Origin of the sequence: Martinezella multihospitum, from assembly GCF_900094585.1 — a bacterium.
In the GTDB taxonomy this organism is placed as follows: Bacteria; Pseudomonadota; Alphaproteobacteria; order Rhizobiales; family Rhizobiaceae; genus Rhizobium; species Rhizobium multihospitium.
Genome location: NZ_FMAG01000011.1, coordinates 127,210 through 148,942, shown reverse-complemented (window position 1 = coordinate 148,942; position 21,733 = coordinate 127,210). Strand labels below are relative to the sequence as shown.

The 21,733-nt window shown below is 61.6% G+C and carries 15 protein-coding genes; 12 read left to right on the top strand and 3 right to left on the bottom strand.

What is annotated here, in order from left to right:
* Positions 1-177 precede the first annotated feature (177 nt).
* From GA0061103_RS31210 to GA0061103_RS31200, 3 genes are all read right to left on the bottom strand, one after another.
* Complete coding sequence (locus GA0061103_RS31210; protein ID WP_092718815.1) at positions 178-786, bottom strand: alpha-ketoglutarate-dependent dioxygenase AlkB family protein; 609 nt, start codon at positions 784-786, stop codon at positions 178-180.
* Positions 787-1,070: 284 nt separating this feature from the next.
* Entirely contained in the window at positions 1,071-1,505 is a 435-nt protein-coding gene (arfB, locus tag GA0061103_RS31205; protein WP_092718812.1) for an alternative ribosome rescue aminoacyl-tRNA hydrolase ArfB, read from the bottom strand.
* 246 nt (positions 1,506-1,751) lie between these two features.
* The gene (locus tag GA0061103_RS31200; RefSeq protein WP_092718808.1) at positions 1,752-3,362 is read right to left on the bottom strand and encodes a phosphoenolpyruvate carboxykinase; all 1,611 of its coding nucleotides are present in this window, start codon (positions 3,360-3,362) and stop codon (positions 1,752-1,754) included.
* 351 nt (positions 3,363-3,713) lie between these two features.
* Here GA0061103_RS31200 and GA0061103_RS31195 point away from each other — a divergent pair, with 351 nt between their 5' ends.
* The 12 genes from GA0061103_RS31195 to trxA all read left to right on the top strand — a co-directional run bounded on the left by GA0061103_RS31195 (position 3,714) and on the right by trxA (position 21,580).
* Positions 3,714-4,448: a response regulator transcription factor gene (locus GA0061103_RS31195; protein WP_208603597.1), complete on the top strand. Its 735-nt coding sequence runs from the start codon at positions 3,714-3,716 to the stop codon at positions 4,446-4,448.
* Positions 4,449-4,532: 84 nt separating this feature from the next.
* Complete coding sequence (locus tag GA0061103_RS31190; RefSeq protein WP_208603596.1) at positions 4,533-6,326, top strand: sensor histidine kinase; 1,794 nt, start codon at positions 4,533-4,535, stop codon at positions 6,324-6,326.
* Between the two features lie 8 nt (positions 6,327-6,334).
* The gene (locus GA0061103_RS31185) at positions 6,335-6,799 is read left to right on the top strand and encodes an HPr kinase/phosphorylase (RefSeq protein WP_092718798.1); all 465 of its coding nucleotides are present in this window, start codon (positions 6,335-6,337) and stop codon (positions 6,797-6,799) included.
* A gap of 140 nt (positions 6,800-6,939) precedes the next feature.
* Positions 6,940-7,341: a PTS sugar transporter subunit IIA gene (locus GA0061103_RS31180; protein ID WP_015338202.1), complete on the top strand. Its 402-nt coding sequence runs from the start codon at positions 6,940-6,942 to the stop codon at positions 7,339-7,341.
* Positions 7,342-7,360: 19 nt separating this feature from the next.
* On the top strand, positions 7,361-7,636 hold the full coding sequence (locus GA0061103_RS31175; RefSeq protein WP_069613940.1) for an HPr family phosphocarrier protein: 276 nt from the start codon (positions 7,361-7,363) through the stop codon (positions 7,634-7,636).
* Positions 7,637-7,817: 181 nt separating this feature from the next.
* Positions 7,818-9,218, top strand: coding sequence for an adenosylhomocysteinase (ahcY, locus tag GA0061103_RS31170; protein WP_092718795.1), 1,401 nt, complete (start codon positions 7,818-7,820; stop codon positions 9,216-9,218).
* Between the two features lie 479 nt (positions 9,219-9,697).
* On the top strand, positions 9,698-12,115 hold the full coding sequence (locus GA0061103_RS31165; protein WP_245304931.1) for a PAS domain-containing sensor histidine kinase: 2,418 nt from the start codon (positions 9,698-9,700) through the stop codon (positions 12,113-12,115).
* Positions 12,112-13,623, top strand: coding sequence for a tRNA (adenosine(37)-N6)-threonylcarbamoyltransferase complex ATPase subunit type 1 TsaE (gene tsaE / locus GA0061103_RS31160; RefSeq protein ID WP_092718790.1), 1,512 nt, complete (start codon positions 12,112-12,114; stop codon positions 13,621-13,623). The genes GA0061103_RS31165 and tsaE overlap by 4 nt, the downstream gene beginning before the upstream one ends.
* Positions 13,624-13,697: 74 nt before the next feature.
* Positions 13,698-14,429 carry a nucleotidyltransferase family protein gene (locus GA0061103_RS31155; RefSeq protein WP_092718786.1) on the top strand — a complete coding sequence of 244 codons (732 nt, stop codon included), beginning with the start codon at positions 13,698-13,700 and terminating at the stop codon, positions 14,427-14,429.
* A gap of 4 nt (positions 14,430-14,433) precedes the next feature.
* Complete coding sequence (gene addB, locus GA0061103_RS31150) at positions 14,434-17,625, top strand: double-strand break repair protein AddB (protein ID WP_092718783.1); 3,192 nt, start codon at positions 14,434-14,436, stop codon at positions 17,623-17,625.
* Entirely contained in the window at positions 17,618-21,184 is a 3,567-nt protein-coding gene (gene addA, locus GA0061103_RS31145) for a double-strand break repair helicase AddA (protein WP_092718780.1), read from the top strand. The genes addB and addA overlap by 8 nt, the downstream gene beginning before the upstream one ends.
* Positions 21,185-21,259: 75 nt before the next feature.
* Complete coding sequence (trxA, locus tag GA0061103_RS31140) at positions 21,260-21,580, top strand: thioredoxin (RefSeq protein ID WP_015338194.1); 321 nt, start codon at positions 21,260-21,262, stop codon at positions 21,578-21,580.
* The last annotated feature ends 153 nt before the right edge of the window (positions 21,581-21,733 follow it).

The following is a 21,733-nucleotide window of genomic DNA, read 5'->3' as shown; positions in this document are numbered from 1 at the left end:
AAAATCCCAATAGGGGAGACGATCTGAGATGACGGAAAACCCATCGGCCGTCAGGGTCCACAGACACTTTTGGAGATAGAGACCGCACGCCAGTCCCAATACAACGATCAGAGACGCAAAAAATAGCTCAGCTCTCGGTCTTGTCACGATCACCCCAACCGCGTTTGTCCGCAATATTTATGCGGTCACTCGCCTTAAAGTCAGGTTTATCCGCCCGCGATTCTTCAGCAATGTCGACGTTGCCGGATAGATGCGGTCGACACCGTGAAAGCACAATCTTCCTTCGCCGCCCAGAACGACGATATCGCCGCTCGCGAGCTTGAAGGATAGCGTGCGGTCATTGCGGTTGAGCCCGCCGACCCGAAAGAGACAGGTATTGCCGAGCGAGACCGACAGGACGGGCGCCTTGAGATCCTGTTCGTCGCGATCCTGATGCAGGCCCATGCGAGCATCGTCGCTATAGAAATTGACGAGGCAGGCCTCCGGCGGTTTTTCATAGCCTGCTATGTCATTCCAGAGATCGAGCAGTTGCGGCGGTATGGCTGGCCAGGGACGGCCGGTGACCGGATGCGCCGGCTGGTAACGGTAGCCGCGCTGCTTGTCCGTTACCCAGCCGAGCGGGCCGCAATTGGTCATGCGTACCGACATTTCCTTACCAGTACCGGGCATGACCGGCATGAACAGCGGCGCCTCCGCCACGACTGCGCGGATGGCCTCAACCAGCGCTTCCTGGGCGGGGCGATCGAGATATCCGGGCAGATGGCGAATTCCGTTGGGGAGCTGCATCGATATTTCCTTTGAGCATTGCTGGTCAGGTCAGCGCGCCATTGCCGTACCTTCATGCATGGCCCCTCACCCCAGCCCTCTCCCCGCAAGCGGGGCGAGGGAGCCTAATCTGCCTCAAACCTGTTACTCAAGGGAAAGCCTGTGGTTCACACTGTCGTCCCTTCTCCCCGCATGCGGGGAGAAGGTTAGGATGAGGGCCAGGCACAGAGTTACGGCAACACCGAACTTGCCTGACAAGCCTCATTTTACCCGGCCAAATCAGAACCGCAGCCCGAAAACCAAACCTAGTCGCCACCGACCTTGCCTCGCATCTTCTTGACCTCGGAACGGCCGGATTTTTCCTTCAGCCGGCGCTCGATGGAGCCTTTTGTCGGCTTGGTCTTTCTGCGCGGCGGCGGCGGCGGGGCGGCTGCTTCGAGGATCAGCTCTTTCAGGCGCTCGCGCGCATCCTCGCGATTGCGATCCTGGCTGCGGAAGCGGCTGGCTTCGATCATCAGCACGCCTTCCTTTGAGACGCGGCGGCCGGCGAGCCTGACAGCATTGGCCTTGACGCGCTCCGTCAGCGAGGGGGAATTCTGTACGTTGAAGAAAAGTTGGACTGCAGTTGCGACCTTGTTGACGTTCTGGCCGCCGGGGCCGCCTGCCAGAACGAACTGTTCCGTCAGCTCCCAGCCGGCAATCGTGATCCGGTCGTTGATGTAAAGCGCTTCGCTGGCCATGATTTTCTCCGCGCCTGTCTATCCCACATCAGTGCGCGGTTGAAAATACGGTTGTGGCGAGTTTGGGACCGTCTCGTCCTTCGAGGCATTTCCGCGCGCAGCACTAAAATGCACCTCAAGGATGAGGACGGAGTTACTGCTGCCAGGGCAGAAAAGATCAGCCCTCATGGCGAGGAGGCCTAAAGGGCCGTCTCGAACCACGAGGGCGGGTGAGTTTCACGTGAGTCATTGCTCCCGTAAGGTTATTTACTCTGCAGCGACCGGCATCCCCGGTGCCGCATCGCGGACGTTGCCGTCCACATGATCCTCGAACTTCGCGAAGTTGGTGACGAACATCTGCACCAGCTTCCTGGCCTGCGCATCATAGGCCTCACCATCGGCCCAGGTGGAGCGTGGGTCGAGGATGGCGGTATCGACGCCGTCGACCGCGACCGGAACCGCAAAGCCGAAATTCGCATCGGTGCGGAATTCGACATTGTCGAGATCGCCCTTCAGGGCGGCGGCGAGCAATGCGCGGGTTGCCTTGATCGGCATGCGACGACCGGTCCCGTAGGCGCCGCCGGTCCAGCCGGTGTTGACCAGCCAGCAACGGGCACCGTGGCGGGCGATCAGCTCCTTGAGCAGGTTGCCGTATTCGGCCGGGTGGCGCGGCATGAAAGGAGCGCCGAAGCAGGTCGAGAAGGTCGCTTCCGGCTCGACGACGCCCTTTTCCGTGCCGGCGACCTTGGCGGTGTAGCCGGACAGGAAGTGGTACATCGCCTGATCCGGCGTCAGCTTGGCGATCGGCGGCATAACGCCGAAAGCGTCTGCCGTCAGCATGATGATCGTTTCGGGGTGGCCGGTGATACCGGATTCCGAGGCATTCGGGATGAAATGCAGCGGATAGGCGCTGCGGGTGTTTTCCGTCAGCGAGCCGTCATCGAGATCCGGCCGACCATGCTCGTCGAGCACGACATTCTCAAGCACGGTGCCAAAACGGCGGGTCGTGGCATAGATTTCCGGTTCGGCTTCGGCCGACAGGCGGATGGTCTTGGCGTAGCAGCCGCCTTCGAAATTGAAGATGCCGTTTTCGCCCCAGCCATGCTCGTCGTCACCGATGAGCGTGCGGGTGGGATCGGCCGAGAGTGTCGTCTTGCCCGTGCCCGACAGTCCGAAGAAGATAGCGGCATCGCCTTCGGGACCGACATTGGCCGAGCAATGCATCGGCATGACGCCACGCTCCGGCAGCATGTAGTTCAACGCCGTGAACACCGATTTCTTCATCTCGCCGGCATAGGAGGTGCCTCCGATCAGGACGATGCCGTTGACGAAGTCGCAGGCGATCACCGTTTCCGTGCGGCAGCCATGACGTTCCGGATCAGCGCGGAAGCTAGGCAGATCGATGATCGTCAGCTGCGGCACGAAGCTTTCGAGATCAGAGCGATCGGGGCGGATCAGCAGATTGCGGATGAACAGCGAGTGCCAGGCGAATTCGGTGACGACGCGCGTCGGCAAAGCATATTCGACATCGGCGCCGCCGATCAGATCCTGCACGAACAGGTCCTTGCCGCGCGCATGCGCCAGCATGTCCTCATGCAACAGCTCGAAATGCTCCGGCGACATCGGCTTGTTGTTATCCCACCAGATCTGGTCTTCGGTGGTGGCGTTACGCACCACGAACTTGTCCTTCGGGGAACGGCCGGTGTGCTGGCCGGTCAAGGCCCTGAGCGCGCCATCGGCGGTCAGATCGGCTTCATGACGGCGAATCGCCTCTTCATAGAGATGAGCTTCCATGAGGTTATAGCGCACACTGGCGGCGGCTCCCAGGCCGATCGATCCCAGTTCAGTCGCGGGATTGCGGACGCCGAATTGCTCCATCACTTTTTCCTCTACAAAGGGGCTTGGCCGTTAGAACTAACTAAAGCGTAGAGGGCTCTTTTTAAAAGCACAAGAGCCGGAAGAGAGAAATATTTAATGATATCAGTTATTTAATCGATTTAAATAAATTTCGATAATTTTAAATCGTTTGAATAAGGAGTGGCGGGACGTTTCGTCGCACAACTATTGCGCAAGGGTTTTTCTCCGCAACAATCCTCCCCTTTATCTTTGCCACAATTTGTTCCACCTTTATCCCCATAAGCGCGCCAGGTTACCGCCGACCGAGCTGGCAGACCGCCTGGGCTGGATTCCAAATCCGGGAGACGCGCACTGATGACGGAGACGAACACCATGTTGACAATCGCGCTCGTTGACGACGACCGCAATATCCTGACTTCCGTATCGATTGCCTTGGAAGCAGAAGGATATAAGGTAGAGACCTATACGGACGGAGCTTCGGCGCTGGACGGCCTGCTTGCCCGGCCGCCGCAACTGGCGATCTTCGATATCAAGATGCCCCGCATGGACGGCATGGAGCTCCTGCGCCGCCTGCGCCAGAAGTCCGACCTGCCCGTGATCTTCCTGACCTCGAAGGATGAAGAGATCGACGAGCTTTTCGGCCTGAAGATGGGCGCCGACGACTTCATCACCAAGCCCTTCTCACAGCGCCTGCTGGTCGAACGCGTCAAGGCCGTTCTCCGCCGTGCCTCCGCCCGCGAAGCCGCAAATGCTGCCGGTGGCAGCAATGCCGCTGCAAAGCCGGGTGCTGCGCAGCAGGCCCGTTCGCTGGAACGCGGACAGCTCGTCATGGACCAGGAACGCCATACCTGCACCTGGAAGGGCGAGCCGGTTACGCTCACCGTCACCGAATTTCTCATCCTGCATTCGCTGGCGCAGCGCCCCGGCGTGGTCAAGAGCCGCGATGCCCTGATGGACGCGGCCTACGACGAGCAGGTCTATGTCGACGACCGCACGATCGACAGCCACATCAAGCGGTTGCGCAAGAAATTCAAGATGGTCGACCTCGATTTTGATATGATCGAGACGCTGTATGGCGTGGGCTATCGTTTCCGCGAAGCTGCCTAATAGTTAACTGGACCATACGGCGCCCAATGGATTAAGAGCATGCGGACGGGGTCGCCGACCCCGTTCTTCGAAAGGGCCGTAGGCTTGGCACAGCTGGTGCAGAACAGGGATATGGACGACTCGGAAAGCCCGAGCGGCGCTCGAATCGCGCGCCGGCGCTGGACTCATCCCTTCGTTCTGATCCGCCGTATCTTCGGCAACGCCGTCTTTTCGAGCCTGACGCGCCGCATCCTGTTCTTCAATCTGGCGGCGCTGGTCGTCCTCGTCGGCGGCATTCTCTACCTCAACCAGTTCCGCGAGGGCCTGATCGACGCACGCGTCGAGAGCCTGCTGACGCAGGGCGAAATCATCGCCGGCGCCGTTTCCGCCTCGGCATCGGTCGACACGAACTCCATCACCATCGATCCGCAGAAGCTGCTGGAACTGCAGGCCGGCCAGAGCATTACGCCCGTTCCGAACGATGAGGATCTGGAATTCCCGATCGATCCGGAAAAAGTCGCGCCGGTGCTGACGCGGCTGATTTCGCCGACGCGCACCCGCGCCCGCATCTTCGATGCCGATGCCAACCTGCTGCTCGACAGCCGCCATCTCTATTCGCGCGGCCAGGTGCTGCGCTACGACCTGCCGCCTGTCGACGACGAGAAGCAGAGCTGGTCTGACTGGTTCAGCGGGCTGCTCAACAAGATGCTGCAGCCGGGCAACCTGCCTGTATATAAAGAAGCGCCCGGCGGCGACGGCTCGATCTATCCGGAAGTCATGAACGCATTGACCGGCGTGCGCGGTGCTGTTGTCCGCACCACGGAGAAGGGCGAGCTGATCGTCTCGGTTGCCGTGCCGATCCAGCGCTTCCGCGCCGTGCTCGGCGTCTTGCTGCTCTCGACCCAGGCCGGCGACATCGACAAGATCGTCCATGCCGAACGTCTCGCGATCATGCGCGTCTTCGGCGTCGCAACGCTCGTCAACGTCGTGCTGTCGCTGCTCTTGTCCTCCACCATCGCCAATCCGCTGCGCCGGCTTTCGGCTGCGGCCATTCGTGTGCGCCGCGGCGGGGCGAAGGAACGCGAGGAAATTCCGGACTTTTCCGCCCGCCAAGACGAGATCGGCAATCTGTCAATCGCGCTTCGCGACATGACTTCGGCGCTTTACGACCGCATCGATGCGATCGAAAGCTTCGCGGCCGACGTCAGCCACGAACTGAAAAACCCGCTGACATCGCTGCGCAGCGCCGTCGAAACGCTACCGCTTGCCAAGAGCGACGATTCCAAGAAGCGGCTGATGGATGTGATCCAGCACGATGTGCGCCGCCTGGATCGCCTGATCAGCGATATCTCAGACGCATCGCGCCTCGATGCCGAACTCGCCCGTTCGGATGCGAAGTCGCTCGATCTGGAAGTGCTGCTGCGCGACATGATCGAGATTTCCCGGCAGGTCGGACATAGCAAGAAGGCCGTCGAGATCGAATATGTCGTCGACCGCAAGCCGGGCAACAAAGCGAAATTCTCCATCGACGGCCACGACCTGCGCATTGGCCAGATCGTGACCAATCTCATCGAAAACGCACGTTCCTTCGTTCCGACGGAAACCGGCAAGATCACCGTCCGGCTGACGCGGACGCGGACACGCTGCGTCATCTATATCGAGGATAACGGTCCAGGCATTCAGGCCGAAAACATCGACCGCATCTTCGAACGTTTCTATACCGACCGGCCCGAATCCGAAGGTTTCGGGCAGAATTCCGGCCTCGGCCTTTCGATCAGCCGGCAGATCGCCGAGGCGCATGGCGGGTCGCTGCGCGCCGAAAATATCGTCGACGGCGATGGTGCGACGCTGCTCGGCGCCCGTTTCATCCTGTCGCTGCCCGCCCAGACGACGGCGTGAGCGGCCGCATGACCGGCGATGCGACCAATATCCACGCAACGGCGATCGTCATCGGCAGGACGGGGCTGCTGTTCCTTGGCCCTTCGGGCAGCGGCAAATCCGCCCTCGCCTTCTCCTGCCTTGCGGCCGCCAAGCCGCTCGGATTGACGGCAAGCCTGGTCGCAGACGACCGTGTGCTGATTGCCGAACAGAACGGCTCCATTATTGCGAAATGCCCATCCCCGATCGCAGGGCTTATGGAAATCCGCTACACCGGCATCGTTCGCATGCCTCATATTTCCGAGGCCGAAATGCACTTCGCCGTTCGCCCTGTCGACCCGGCAACAGCGGAGAGACTACCACCCGAGGATGAGCAGATCGATATTACCGCATCCGCGCGGTTGCCCTTGATCCGCGTGGCTGCAACCTTCGCGAATCCGCTCGCCATATTAATGGCGAAAATCGGCGCGAGTTTCGATGAATCGGCCATTTAGGCCCGCACAGGCGCGCGAATCCTGTATTTTAAGCTTGCACTTCGTCTTTTCATCGCCAAGATGTCCCCCCACTGGTGGACGACATTGCTGCATTGCGATATGGGCCACCTGTTTGCGTATGCGATGGGAGCAGTAATATCATGATTGGACTTGTGCTTGTCACTCATGGCAAGCTGGCTGAAGAGTTTCGGCATGCTGTCGAGCATGTCGTTGGTCCGCAGAAGTTCATAGAAACGGTATGCATTGGTCCCGAAGACGACATGGACAAGCGGCGGCAGGATATTCTGCAGGCCGTTGCCGGTGCCGACGACGGGCACGGCGTCATCATCCTCACCGACATGTTCGGCGGCACTCCTTCCAATCTCGCAATCTCCGTCATGAACAGCGGCCACACCGAGGTCATCGCCGGCGTCAACCTGCCGATGCTGATCAAGCTCGCAGGCGTGCGCGGCGACAACAACATGGAAAGGGCTTTGGTGGAAGCATCGGAGGCCGGCCGCAAATATATCAACGTGGCCAGCCGTGTGCTCAGTGGCAAATAACGAGGCAAACACCGCCCCCATGACCGAGCTTTCCCGGGAACTCCTGATTATCAACAAGCGGGGTCTGCATGCCCGTGCGTCGGCGAAATTCGTGCAGACCGTCGAAGCTTACGACGCTGCGATCACCGTCTCGAAGGACGGCACCACGGTCGGCGGCACCTCGATCATGGGCCTGATGATGCTCGCGGCCAGCCCCGGCTGCAGCGTGCTTGTCACGGCAAGCGGCAATCAGGCAGCCGAAGCGCTCGAGGCGCTCGACCAGCTGGTTGCCAACAAGTTCGGCGAGGAAATCTAGGCTTTCCTGCCTATCGTCGCCTTGGATATAAAGACATAAAGACTTCTTTATATCATCATTGATTTCCACCCTGAAGCCTGCTACACGGCATCATCCACACGCTGTCAGCGTGCAATTCTTGTTGCATTCGGCCGAGGCGTCTGCCCGCGGCGCGACTGCATCGTTCAGGCTGGAGACCTTCATGAGCACTGAAAAGGACTACATCGTCGCGGATATCGGCCTTGCCGACTTCGGCCGCAAGGAAATCACGATCGCCGAAACCGAGATGCCGGGCCTGATGGCTTGCCGCGCCGAATTCGGCGAAGCCCAGCCGCTGAAGGGTGCACGCATCACCGGCTCGCTGCACATGACGATCCAGACGGCCGTTCTCATCGAGACGCTGGTCGCACTCGGCGCCGAAGTGCGCTGGGCATCCTGCAACATCTTCTCGACGCAGGACCATGCCGCTGCCGCGATCGCCGCCTCCGGCGTTCCGGTCTTCGCCATCAAGGGCGAAAGCCTCGAGGACTACTGGACCTACACGGACAAGATCTTCCAGTGGACCGATGGCGGTCTCTCCAACATGATCCTCGACGACGGCGGCGACGCCACGATGTACATCCTGCTCGGCGCCCGCGCCGAAGCCGGTGAGGATGTGCTCTCCAATCCGCATTCGGAAGAAGAGGAAATCCTCTTCGCTCAGATCAAGAAGCGCCTTCAGGCAACGCCTGGCTGGTTCACCAAGCAGCGCGACGCCATCAAGGGCGTGACCGAAGAAACCACCACTGGCGTCAACCGTCTGTACCAGCTCAGCCAGAAGGGCCTGCTGCCCTTCCCGGCGATCAACGTCAACGACTCGGTCACCAAGTCGAAGTTCGACAACAAGTACGGCTGCAAGGAATCGCTGGTTGACGGTATCCGCCGCGCCACCGACGTCATGATGGCCGGCAAGGTTGCCGTCGTCTGCGGTTACGGCGACGTCGGCAAGGGTTCTGCCGCTTCGCTCTCCGGCGCCGGCGCCCGCGTCAAGGTCACGGAAGTCGACCCGATCTGCGCGCTGCAGGCCGCCATGGACGGCTATGAAGTCGTTCAGCTCGAGGACGTCGTTTCCTCGGCCGACATCTTCATCACCACGACCGGCAACAAGGACGTCATCCGCATCGACCATATGCGCGCGATGAAGGATATGGCGATCGTCGGCAACATCGGCCACTTCGACAACGAGATCCAGGTTGCCGCGCTGCGGAACCAGAAGTGGACCAACATCAAGCCGCAAGTCGACATGGTCGAGTTCTCCAAGGGCAACCGCATCATCCTGCTCTCGGAAGGCCGCCTCCTGAACCTCGGCAACGCCACCGGCCATCCGTCCTTCGTGATGTCGGCTTCCTTCACCAACCAGACGCTGGCGCAGATCGAGCTCTTCACCAAGCCCGGCCACTACAAGAGCGAAGTCTATGTTCTGCCGAAGCACCTCGACGAGAAGGTCGCCCGCCTGCATCTCGCGAAGCTCGGCGTGAAGCTGACGGAGCTTTCCGGCGAACAGGCAGCGTATATCGGCGTGACGCCGCAGGGTCCGTTCAAGTCCGACCACTACAGATACTGATTACAAAAACAGTATCCACAACATCTTGTGGCCCTGGCATTGACAAATGCCGGGGCTTATTTTTTAGCCAGCTCCCTTCCCGCAGATTCCCTTAGGCAGTATTGTTTTTACACTTGATTCGTGACGAACCGGGCGTGCCCGGAGCCATGAAAATGGGATGTCTTGTCAGAATGCGGCACAGTAGAGCCGGATGATTTCAGATCGGTTCGACCTGAAATCTGAATCCACTCTACAATTAAATAAGTAGAGCATGATGTCGTCCGAAAACCGCTTGCACTTTTCGGCATCACGCTCTGAAAGACGGAGACAGACCTCTTATGTTTGAAGGGGAAGACAACCTGCATCAGCCAGCGCTACGCCAAGCGGCGGCGCGGTTGCGGCAGGGCAGTGCATATCGGCTTTCGGCAAAAACGAAGCACGGCAAAGGTCGGCTGGCGCGCCTGAGCCGCTTGCTGCGGCTCAGCGTTTTCGGCGGTCTCATGACCGGCCTGGCAGGTCCCGTTCTCGCGCAGAGCAATGATGCCGCGCAGGCGAGCATGCGCCTCTTCACCTCATCCGAAATGGCCGTCTTCTCCGTCATCATCGGCGTCATTTCCGCCGCGCTCCTCTCGACCATGTGGATGGTCCGGCAGCGCGGCAACATGGAAAGCGAAAGCCGCGAGATCCGCACGGCTCTCTCCGACGCCAATCAACGCATTTCGCAATATCAGGCACTGATCGCCGACAAAAACCGCCGCATCGTCATCTGGGACGGCCAGAATGCGCGGCCGGAGCTGCTCGGCCAGCTGCCGGTCGAGACCGGCGCGCCCCAGGACAATGAATTCCTCGCCTTCGGACGCTGGCTGAGATCATGGTCGGCCGGCGAGCTCGACAAGGCGATCGACAAGCTGCGCGGCAGCGGCCAGAGTTTTGACATGGTGGTCGAAACCAACCGCGACGAAATCCTCGAAGCGCAGGGCCGCATTTCCGGTGGCCGCGCCTTCGTCCGCTTCATCGCGCTCAACAATCTGCGCGCGGAACTCGCCGAGCTGAAGATCGAGCGCGACCGGCTGATGACCTCGATCTCCACCTTCCAGAATCTGCTTGATGCCATCGACCTGCCGGTCTGGCAGCGCGATGCGGAAGGCACGCTGACCTGGGTCAACCAGGCCTATGGCGAGGCGGTGGAAGCAGTTTCGACCGATGAGGCCGTGCGAGAGGGGCGGGAATTCCTGACGACCGTGACCCGCGAGCGTATTCGCGCCGCCGCCACGCCGGAATCGCCCTTTCATGACAAGATCTCGACCGTCGTGCACGGCAACCGCACCTTCTTCGATGTCGTCGATGTGAAGGCTCCGAACGGTTCCGCCGGCATCGCCATCGACGTCTCCGAGGCGGAAGGCGTTCGGGCGGAACTTGCACGCACACTGAAGAGCCACGCCGAAACGCTCGATCATCTGGCAACGCCGGTTGCGATCTTCGACGGCGATCGGCGGCTGCAATTCTACAATCAGGCTTTCGTCCAGCTCTGGGAACTCGACATCGCATTCCTCGAAAAGCGGCCCGACAATAGCGAGCTGCTGGACAGGCTGCGCAGCGCCAAGAAGCTACCCGAGCAGCTGAACTGGAAGACGTGGAAGGACGGCGTCCTTTCGGTCTATCGCGCCCTCGATACGCAGACCGATCTCTGGCACCTGCCCAACGGCCAGATTCTCAGGGTCTTCGCCACAGCGCATCCTCAAGGGGGAGCTACCTGGGTGTTCGAGAACCTGACCGAGCAGGTCGATCTCGAAACCCGCTACAACACGCTGGTCAAGGTCCAGGGCGAAACCATCGATCATCTCTCCGAAGGCGTCGCCGTTTTCGGTCCCGATGGCCGTATCCGCCTGTCGAATCCGGCTTTCCGCATTCTCTGGAACATCACAGAGGCGCAGGCGAAGCCCGGCACGCATATCCAGGCGCTCGCCGAAGCCTGCGTTCCCTCATATGACCGGCCGGACGGCTGGAAGCGCTTCGCCGAGCAGATCACCAGCTTCGACGACGAGCGCCCATCCTCGCAGGGCACGCTAGAGCTCTATTCCAATCTGGTGCTCGACTACGCCGTCATTCCGCTGCCGAACGCGCAGACCATGCTGACCTTCGTCAACAAAACCGACAGCGTTCGCGCCGAACGCGCCCTGACCGAGAAGAACGAAGCACTGCTGAAGGCGGACGAGCTGAAGAACGATTTCGTCCAGCATGTTTCCTACGAGCTGCGCTCGCCGCTGACCAACATCATCGGCTTTACCGACCTTCTGAAGACGCCGGGCATCGGTTCTCTGAACGAGCGGCAGGCCGAATATATCGACCATATCTCAACCTCGTCTTCCGTGTTGCTGACGCTGGTCAACGACATTCTCGACCTCGCGACGCTCGACGCCGGTATCATGCGGCTGAACTATTCCGAGATCATGCTTTCCGACCTGCTCGACGAAGTCTCGATGCAGATCGCCGACCGACTTCAGGAAAGCGGTGTGACGCTCGAAATCACCGTGCCGGCTCACCTCGGCTCTATCGTTGCCGATCAGCAGCGATTGAAGCAGATCCTGCTCAAGCTCCTGACCAATGCCGCCAATTTCGCGCCAGAGGGATCGACAATTTCGCTGAAATGCGGACGCGAAGGCGCGGATTTCGTCTTCTCGGTCGCCGACAAGGGTCCTGGCATACCGGAAGAGCTGATCCAAAGCGTCTTTAACCGCTTTGCCTCCGGCGGCAAGGGTGGCAAGCGCAGCGGCGCAGGCCTCGGCCTTTCGATCGTCGAAAGCTTCGTCAGCCTGCATGAAGGCGAGGTTTCGATCGAAAGCCAGCCGGGCAAGGGAACGACGGTCACCTGCCGGATTCCTTCGGCTGAACTGCCTCACTCCGTCGCAGCAGAATGACAGCCTCCAACAACAGCATTTCCCTTTTCCTCGCAGACGACACCGCCACGGCCCAGCTCGGCGAGGATCTGGCGCTGGCCCTGAAGGTCGGCGACTGTCTGGCACTATCAGGCGATCTCGGCGCGGGCAAATCCTCGCTGGCACGCGCGTTGCTGCGCGCCATGGCCGACGATGCAGAACTGGATGTGCCGAGCCCGACCTTCACGCTCGTGCAATCCTATGAGTTGCGCATCCCTGTCTCGCATTTCGATCTCTATCGCCTCGGCGATCCCAGCGAATTGATGGAACTCGGCTTCGACGAGGTCCTGCAGACTGGCATCTGCCTGGTCGAATGGCCCGAAATGGCCGAGGGTGAACTGCCGAAGGAGCGCGTCGACCTCAAGCTCACGCATGAAGGCGAAGGGCGGCGGGCCATCATCACGGCACCGGCCAAGCAGATGGCGCGCATCGAGCGCGTGCTTGCTATCCGCGCCTTTCTCGATTCGCATGGTTATCGCGGCGCCGTCAGACGTTTCCTTACCGGCGACGCCTCGTTGCGGGCTTACGAGTCCATTTATCCCGCCGATGGCAGCAACCGCGTGATCCTGATGGACTGGCCGCGCCTGCCGGAAGGGCCGCCGGTGCTTGACGGCAAGCCCTATCCGAAAGTCGCGCATCTCGCCTGGGATACATATCCCTTCGTGGCGATCGCCAATGTCCTCAGCAAAAACGGCTTTGCCGCCCCGGAAATCTTCGCCGCCGACTATGATCTCGGCATTCTCATGATCGAGGATCTCGGCACCGATGGCGTGCTTGATGCAGAAGGCAGGCCGATTGCCGAGCGTTATCGCGCCAGCGTCGCCTGCCTTGCGCGTCTGCACGGCCTTTCCATTCCCCGTGACATTCCGGTCACGGCTGACCACACCCATCACATTCCAGATTTCGACCGGACCGCGATGAAGATGGAAGCGCGGCTGCTGCTCGACTGGCATCTGCCGTGGAAGCGCGGCACGCCAGCAAGCGAGATCGAACGCGACGAGTATCTGGCGATCTGGGATAGGCTGATCGATCAGCTCGACGACGCGGAAAAGAACCTGCTGCTGCGCGACATGCATTCGCCGAACATCATTTGGCGCGCACACGAAGAGGGCATAAAGCGCGTCGGCATCATCGATTTCCAGGATGCGATGATCGGGCCGACTTCCTATGACGTCGCTTCGCTGGTGCAGGATGCGCGCGTGACGATCGAGCGCGATCTGCATGACCAGCTGATGGCTGATTACCTCGCACTTCGGCACGCCCAGGGCGGTTTCGACGAGGCAAAGTTCCTGAAAAGCTGGGCGATCATGTCGGCGCAGCGCAACTGCAAGCTTGCCGGCCTCTGGGTGCGGCTCCTGCAGCGCGACGGCAAGCCGGGCTATCTGAAGCATATGCCGCGCACGCTCGCCTATCTCGCCATCGCCTTCGAGCATGAAGCGCTCGCGCCCTTGCGCGACTGGTGCGAGAAGGCCGGGATCGGCCGGGCATAACAGCCAGAGACCCGGCGACGGCTTTCCTCCCCTGTGTTAAGGAAAGCAGAGGCGAATCGAAAGTTCGAGACGAGATGACCATCAAGCAAGCCATGGTATTAGCCGCGGGGCTCGGAACCCGCATGCGCCCGATCACCGACACCACCCCGAAGCCGCTGGTGAAAATCGCCGGCAAGCCGATGATCGACTATGTGCTGGATGCGCTCGTGGAAGCCGGCGTCGAGCAGGCCGTGGTCAATGTACATCACCATGCGGATCAGATGGAGGAACATCTCCACAGCTATCGCGGCCTTGAAATCCTGATCTCGGATGAACGGGATGCGCTGATGAACAATGGCGGCGGTATCGTCAAGGGTCTGAAGCTGCTGAATCGCGATCCGATCTTCGTCATGAACGCCGATCTGTTCTGGATCGGCGAAACGCCAGGCCAGCCTACGAACCTGTATCGATTAGCCGGATTCTACGACGAGAACCACATGGATATCGCCATGCTCTGCGTCGAGCTGGAGCGAACCACGGGCCATAACGGCAAGAATGACTTCAGCATGGCCGAAGACGGCCAGCTCAGACGCTATCGCGATGCGCAATATAATGGCGTCGTCTATGCTGGGGCCTTTGTCATGAACCCGTCCCTTCTGGACGATGCGCCCGATGATGCTTTCAATATCAACATCTATTTCGACAAGGCCATCGCGCGCGGCCGGCTCTATGGCACCATGCTCGACGGCCATTGGCTGACCGTGGGCACGCCAGAAGCAGTTGGCGAGGCGGAGGAAGCGATCCGGACTTACCGGGCGTTTGCGTGAGCCTATGACGGGCGGACACCGGCAGCGCATCCTGACGATTCCGACGGGCCTGCCCTTCCTGAAGACACTTGCGGCCGCTCTCTGCGACGGGCGGCTGACCGAACATTTCCACCACGATCCGAGCGATCCGCTCTCGCTCGCCAAGGTCAGCATCTTCCTGCCGACGCGGCGCGCGGCGCGCGTGCTGCGCTCGGAATTCGTCGAGCTGCTCGGCGGCCGCTCCGCCATCCTGCCCGTCATCCGCCCGCTCGGCGAGACCGATGACGACAGCGGCTATTTCGAGGAAGCCTTGCCGGAAACGGCCGATCTGGCACAGCCGCTGGCCAATACCGCCCGGCTCCTGGAACTGGCGCGGCTGATCCTTGCCTGGCGCAACAAGCTGCCGCAGATCGTGCGCGACATTCACTCCGATTCGCCGCTGGTCGCACCCGCGAGCCCGGCGGATGCCATATGGCTCGCCCGCAATCTCGCCGAACTCATCGATTCCCTTGAGACCGAGGACCGCGAGTGGAGCGAGCTTGCCAATCTCAGCGCCGAAGATCATGCGCTCTGGTGGCAGCTGACGGCGGAATTTCTAGCGATTGCCAGCGCCTTCTGGCCTGCGCGCCTCGAAGAGCTCGGCAAATCATCGCCAGCCCGCAATCGCAACGCCATTCTGCGCGCCGAGGTGCAGCGGATTTCGACCATGCGGCACCCCGGCCCCGTCATCATTGCCGGATCGACCGGCTCGGTGCCGGCAACGGCGGAGTTGATCGCGGCCGTCGCGGCGCTGTCGCAGGGGGTGATCGTACTCCCCGGCCTCGATCTGACGATGCCGGACGAAGATTGGCAGCTGGTGGCGCCGGAAACGTCGATCGGCGAACGGGCCGATCCGACCACGCGCAGCCATCCGCAATATGGCCTGTCGCTGCTCCTGAAGCGGTTGCGCGTTACCCGTCGCGATGTCGAAACCGTCGCGGAAGCGGCTGACACGATGCAAATGCGGGCGCAGATCCTGTCGCGTGCGCTGGCGCCGGCGAAGGCGACGAGCGGTTGGGGAAGTTGGCGTAAGACGCTTTCTCCCGATGCCATCTCGGATGCTTTTGGCGATGTCGCGCTCATCGAAGCTGCCAACGAGCGCGAGGAAGCGACCGCAATCGCCATTGCCCTGCGGCTGGCGCTGGACAAGCCGGGACGCGACGGCGGCGAAAGCCAGGCGGCCTTGATCACGCCCGACCGCAATCTGGCGCGACGCGTCACCGCCGAACTCGCCCGCTTCGGCATCACCGCCGACGATTCCGCTGGCACGCCGCTAAACGCCACGCCGCAAGGCACGCTGCTGCAATTGCTGCTGGAAGCAACCCTTCGCCCGGGCGATCCCGTTGCGATCGTCTCGCTACTCAAGCATCCCCTCGCCCTGCTCGGGCTGCCCGCAAATATCCGTCAACCCGGTGTCGATGCGCTGGAAATCCTGGCGCTGCGGGGCGGCGTTGCCGATGTCGAACTCGGAACATTGGAAGCTTTGCTCGACGAGCGGGTCGCCGAGCAGGCCAATGATCGGCATGCGCCGCAATGGCGCAAATCCCTGCCTCCCGAAGCGATCGAGCATGCGCGGGCGCTGGCGCGGCGGGTGACGACCGCCTGCGAGCCGCTGGTATCGGCGCTTTCCCTGCCCGCCTCGGAAGGTCTGCTGACCCTTTCGGACTGGGCCGAGCGCACCGGGCGTGCCCTCGAAGCCGCAGCCGTCGACGAACGCGGCGACCTCGCCAACATCTGGTCCGGCGAGGCCGGCGACACGCTTGCCAGCCTGCTGCGGGATGTCATCGAGACCGATGGCCAGCTCGAAGCCGATGGGGTGCAGTGGATCGACATTGTGGCGGCGCTCTGCGTGGGACAGGCGGTGAAGCCACGCGCGCTCAGCCATCCCCGCCTCTTCATCTTCGGTACGCTGGAAGCGCGTCTGCAAAGCGTCGATACGCTGATCCTCGGCGGGTTGAACGAAGGGTCCTGGCCGGGGCAGACGGCAAACAATCCCTTCATCTCCCGCAGCATGAAGACCGAGATCGGCCTGGAGCCGCCGGAGCGCCGCATCGGCCAGCTCGCCCACGATTTCGAAATGGCGAACGGCACCCGCGATCTGATCTATTCCCGCGCGCTGCGTCAGGGGTCGACACCGACGGTCGCGTCGCGTTGGCTGCAACGGCTGATCGCGCTCGGCGGCGAGGAGTTGGAAGAGGCGATGAAGGCGCGCGGCGACCAGTACCGGCATTGGGCCGCAATGATCGACGAGGGTGAAAACCAGGCTCCGGCACTACGGCCTGCGCCAAAGCCGCCTGTAGAATTGCAGCCGAAGAGTTATTCCTTCAGTGAAGTCGGCCGGCTGCGGCGCGACCCCTATTCGATCTATGCACGGCGGGTGCTGCGGCTCGATCCTGTGGAGCCGTTCAATCGCGATCCCGGCCCGGCCGAGCGCGGCACACTCTACCACAAGATCATCGACCGTTTCGTCCGCGAAGGGCACGTGGCCGGCACGCCGGATGCGGCGCTCGCCATGGATCGCATCATCGCCGAACTTTTCGATGCCGAGCGGCTGCCTATTCATATCGATAGCGTCTGGCGGCCGCGCTTTCGCCAGGTGGCACGCGCCTTCCTTGAGTGGGAAGCGGAACGGCGGCCGGAAGTTCGTAAAACCGCGACGGAAGTGCCTGCCGGCGTCGAGATCGAACCGATCGGCGTTCGTCTCACCGGTGTTGCCGACCGTATCGACATCAAGAGCGACAAGGGCGCCGATCTCATCGATTACAAGACCGGCTACAATCCCTCGCCGCCACAGGCGCGCGCACTCCTCGACCCGCAGCTGGCGCTGGAAGCCTACGCGCTGAAGGCCGGCGCCTTCCGCAATATCGGCGCGCTGATTCCTGAAAACCTGCTTTATGTTCGCTTGCGGCCCGGCGATCGCTTTAAGGTTGATCAGGTCAACAACGAGCATTCCAGCCGGGGCGGCAAGACGGAAACGAAGTCGGCTATGGATCTCGCGCAGGAGTCGATGGACCAGCTGGTGAAATTCGTCTCGCTGCTGCAATCGGGGGAGAAAGGCTTTTCCTCGCGATTGATCCCGGCGCAGCAATTCGAATATGGCGGTGACTACGATCACCTCGCCCGCGTTTCGGAATGGTCGACGGCCGAGACCGAGCAGGAAGGCGGCGGCGATGAGTGAGTTTTCCGCCGACGATATCGCCATTCTGCCCGAAAGCGACGATCCCGGCGTCTGGATCGGCTGGACGACCATCCAGCAGTCCATCGCCTCCGATCCTGAACGCTCGGCCTGGGTTTCGGCCAATGCCGGTTCCGGCAAGACGCATGTGCTGACGCAGCGCGTCATCCGCCTGCTGCTGGCCGGGGCGCGACCTTCGGCGATCCTCTGCCTGACCTATACCAAGGCTGCCGCTTCCGAAATGTCGAACCGCGTCTTCGACCGGCTCGCTGCATGGGCGACGATGCCAGACGATGAACTAAAGAAGCGCATCGCGGATATCGAAGGCAGGGAGCCCGATTTTTTCAAGCTCGCCGAGGCACGGCGGCTGTTTGCCAAGGCGCTGGAAACACCGGGTGGACTGAAGATCCAGACGATCCATGCCTTTTGCGAGGCCTTGCTGCATCAATTCCCGCTCGAGGCCAACGTCGCCGGGCATTTCTCCGTTCTCGACGATCGCGCCGCCGAAGTGCTGCTCGACGATGCCCGCCGTGCGCTGCTGGCCTCGACCACGCCCTATGGCGATGCCGAACTGGCGCGCGCTTTCGACTATGTACTCGATCTCGGTGATGAGTCGGGACTTGAAACGCTGCTCGGCGATATCGTCGCCAATCGCAATGCGATCCGCCGTTTCACGGAGGCAGCCGAGCGCAAAGGCGGCATCGAAGCTGCATTGCTTGGCCGGCTTGGCCTGTCGTCCGGTGAGACGGAAACGAGCATAGCCGAGCAATACTGGCCACTGCCTGGCCTCTCCGGCGCGACGCTGGAGCTTTATCTCACGCTCGCCGACGAGAAGGGCGGCGCGAAGGCACAGGAGGTCGCCTATGCGCTGCGCCTTGCCAAGCGCGAGGCCAATCCGATCGCCCGCGCCGAGATCCTCGAAAAGGCAGTGCTGACCGCCAAGGGCGAACCAAAATCCGACAGCCAGTTCTTCGTCAAGGCGATGCTGGCTGACGCTCCGGCGCTCGCTGATGCCGTGGCTGTAGCGCGCTCCCATGTGGTTGCCTGCCGCGACCGGCTGAAGCTGATGCGAATGTATCGCGCCACCCATGCCGCCCTCATTCTCGCGGATCGCCTGAACCGCGATTATGAGGAGCTGAAGAAGCGGCGCAGCCAGCTCGACTTCGAGGATCTCATCACCCGCACGGCCGATCTTCTGACCAAAAAGGACGTCGGCCCCTGGATTCACTACAAGCTGGACCAGGGTATCGACCATATTCTGGTGGACGAGGCGCAGGATACCAGCCCGATCCAATGGAGCGTCATCCAGTCGCTGGCGGAGGATTTCTTTTCCGGCGACAGCGCCCGGCCGACGCTCAGGACCATCTTTGCCGTCGGCGACGAGAAGCAGTCGATCTATTCGTTCCAGGGCGCTCGTCCCGAACGCTTTTCCGAGGAGAGCGACCGTACGCGGCGGCGCGTGGCGGCCAGCGGCCAGCAATTCTCGTCGATCCGCTTACCCCTCTCCTTCCGCTCGACCGCCGATGTCCTTGGCGCCGTCGACCATGTCTTCACCAGCCCGGAGAATGCCCGCGGGCTCAGTGCCGTCGACGAGCCTGTCGTGCATCGCTCCAGCCGCATCGGCCACCTCGGCGCCGTCGATCTCTGGGAGATGATCGCGCCGGAACCGGCGGCCAAGGAGGAGGACTGGACGGCACCTTTCGATTCAACGCCGGAAAGCGCGCCGGCTGCGATCCTCGCGCGGCGGATGGCGCACACGATCGGCAATCTCGTCGGCCGGGAAAAGATCATCGAGAAGGGCAAGGCCCGGTTCATCGAGGCGGGTGACATTCTCGTGCTGGTGCGCAAGCGCGACAGCTTCGTCAATGCGTTGACGCGCGCCCTGAAGCGACGCGGCAACATTCCCGTCGCCGGCGCCGATCGTCTGGTGCTGACCAGCCATATCGCCATCCAGGACCTTCTGGCGCTCGGCCGCTTCCTGCTGCTGCCGGAGGACGATCTTTCGCTCTCAGCACTGATGAAGAGCCCGTTGTTCGACCTCAGCGAGGAGGATGTCTTTGCCGTTGCCGCCTATCGCGATGACGAGGAAAGCGTCTGGAGCCATCTGCAGAGATTTGCCGCGGACGGCCATGAGCGCTTCAGCCAGGTGGTCGAGCGGCTACGAACCTTCCTTGCCTTGTCGAAGAGCCTGCCCGTGCATGATTTCTATGCGCGCGTGCTCGGCAGCTTCGGCGGTCGGCGGAAGTTTCTGGCGCGGCTCGGCACCGAGGTCAGCGATATCCTCGACGAATTCCTGACCTTTACCCTCGATCACGAGACGAGCGGCCTGCCCGGCCTGCAATCCTTCATCTCGACGCTGGAGCTGGAGGCGCCGACGGTCAAGCGCGAGCAGGACAAGGGCCGCAATGAAGTGCGGATTATGACGGTGCATGCGTCGAAGGGCCTGGAGGCACCGATCGTCTTCCTCGTCGATGGCGGCGGCAAGGCCTTTACCCATACGCATCTGCCGAAGATGCGGCTGATCGAAACCAGTGGGGACGAGATGCCGCTGCCGGTCTGGGTGCCGGTCTCGGCGCTCGCCAATTCGCTGACGCAGGCCGATACCGCGCGGCTGCAGGCGCTAGCGGAAGAGGAATATCGCCGCCTCCTCTATGTCGGCATGACGCGCGCCGCCGACCGGCTTATCATCTGCGGCTATCGCGGCATCCGCGAAAATGCCGATACCTGGCACGCCATGATTTCCGCAGCGCTGCGCGGGGATGAGCTGCATTGCACGCAGAAGACCTTCACCGGACCTGACGGCGACTGGGAGGGGTTGAGCTGGCGGGTTGCCCAGGTTCAGCTCGAATTCGAGACCGCAAGAGAGCATGAGAAGCGCTCGGAGCGCGTCGGCCTGCCGGCGGGTCTCAGCCGGCCATTGCCGCCGCAGAAAAGCTTGCCGCGGCCACTCAGCCCCTCCGGCGTCGGCACCGTCATCGACGAGGAAGCCGATGATCTGCTGATGACGTCGGCGCTTTTCGGCGAAAAGACGAAATCCGACCGTGCGCTCCAGAAGGGCCGCTTCATTCACCGGATGCTGCAGACCTTGCCCGAAATCGTGCCCGAGGAGCGCGCCGATGCCGCCAGGCGCTATGCCGAACGGGCCGCGCGCTTCTGGCCGCAGGCCGAGCGGGATGGGTTGGTCGGTTCGGTCATGGCGCTGCTCTCCCATCCGGATCTGCAAGGCACCTTCAGCACGCATGCACAAGCCGAAGTCTCGATCATGGGTACGCTGAAACTCGGCAGCCAGTCCTACGCAGTTTCGGGCCGCATCGACCGTCTGGCCGTGCTGGACGATCGCGTCATCGTCCTCGACTACAAGACGAATCGCGTGCCGCCTGCCGAGGAAAGCGCCATTCCCTTCGCGCACAGGGCGCAGCTTGCCATCTACCGCGACATCCTTTCACCGCTTTACCCGGGAAAACGCATCGACTGCATGCTGGTCTATACCGAAAATGCCGCGATCTACACGCTGTCCGATAGGGTGCTCGCATCGGCGCTTGCGGAGCTCGAGACAAAGTGAAATACCAAATATTGACATCTGGGCACTGCATCATCACATATCTAGCAACCCGTAAATTCTGGTAAGGAGCAGCCTATGGCTACCGTTAAAGTCGATACCTCCAATTTCGCCACCGAAGTGCTGCAGTCTGCAGAGCCTGTCGTCGTTGATTTCTGGGCCGAATGGTGCGGTCCTTGCAAGATGATCGCCCCGGCTCTCGAAGAACTCGCCGTACAGTTTGAAGGCAAGGTCAAGGTTGCCAAGCTCAACATCGACGAAAACCCGGAACTGGCCGCCCAGTTCGGCGTTCGCTCGATCCCGACGCTTGCCATGTTCAAGGCCGGCGAAGTTGCTGACATCAAGGTCGGCGCCGCCCCCAAGACGGCCCTGCAGAACTGGATCTCCAGCGCAGCTTGATCCGTATCGATCGCATGAAACAAAAGCCCCGCTTCGGCGGGGTTTTTTTATGCCTATAAAAAGCCCCCTCTCCCCGCAGGCGGGGAGAGGGCTGGGGTGAGGGGCCACCACAGGCCATCCACCTGATGGAGGTCTATGATTTGTTTCGCGTGA

Coding starts and splice junctions, on each gene's coding strand:
- GA0061103_RS31210 (WP_092718815.1), bottom strand. CDS start 786: ATGCAGCTCCCCAACGGAATTCGCCATCTGCCCGGATATCTCGATCGC.
- arfB (WP_092718812.1), bottom strand. CDS start 1,505: ATGGCCAGCGAAGCGCTTTACATCAACGACCGGATCACGATTGCCGGC.
- GA0061103_RS31200 (WP_092718808.1), bottom strand. CDS start 3,362: ATGGAGCAATTCGGCGTCCGCAATCCCGCGACTGAACTGGGATCGATC.
- GA0061103_RS31195 (WP_208603597.1), top strand. CDS start 3,714: ATGTTGACAATCGCGCTCGTTGACGACGACCGCAATATCCTGACTTCC.
- GA0061103_RS31185 (WP_092718798.1), top strand. CDS start 6,335: ATGACCGGCGATGCGACCAATATCCACGCAACGGCGATCGTCATCGGC.
- GA0061103_RS31180 (WP_015338202.1), top strand. CDS start 6,940: ATGATTGGACTTGTGCTTGTCACTCATGGCAAGCTGGCTGAAGAGTTT.
- GA0061103_RS31175 (WP_069613940.1), top strand. CDS start 7,361: ATGACCGAGCTTTCCCGGGAACTCCTGATTATCAACAAGCGGGGTCTG.
- ahcY (WP_092718795.1), top strand. CDS start 7,818: ATGAGCACTGAAAAGGACTACATCGTCGCGGATATCGGCCTTGCCGAC.
- GA0061103_RS31165 (WP_245304931.1), top strand. CDS start 9,698: ATGACCGGCCTGGCAGGTCCCGTTCTCGCGCAGAGCAATGATGCCGCG.
- tsaE (WP_092718790.1), top strand. CDS start 12,112: ATGACAGCCTCCAACAACAGCATTTCCCTTTTCCTCGCAGACGACACC.
- GA0061103_RS31155 (WP_092718786.1), top strand. CDS start 13,698: ATGACCATCAAGCAAGCCATGGTATTAGCCGCGGGGCTCGGAACCCGC.
- addB (WP_092718783.1), top strand. CDS start 14,434: ATGACGGGCGGACACCGGCAGCGCATCCTGACGATTCCGACGGGCCTG.
- addA (WP_092718780.1), top strand. CDS start 17,618: ATGAGTGAGTTTTCCGCCGACGATATCGCCATTCTGCCCGAAAGCGAC.
- trxA (WP_015338194.1), top strand. CDS start 21,260: ATGGCTACCGTTAAAGTCGATACCTCCAATTTCGCCACCGAAGTGCTG.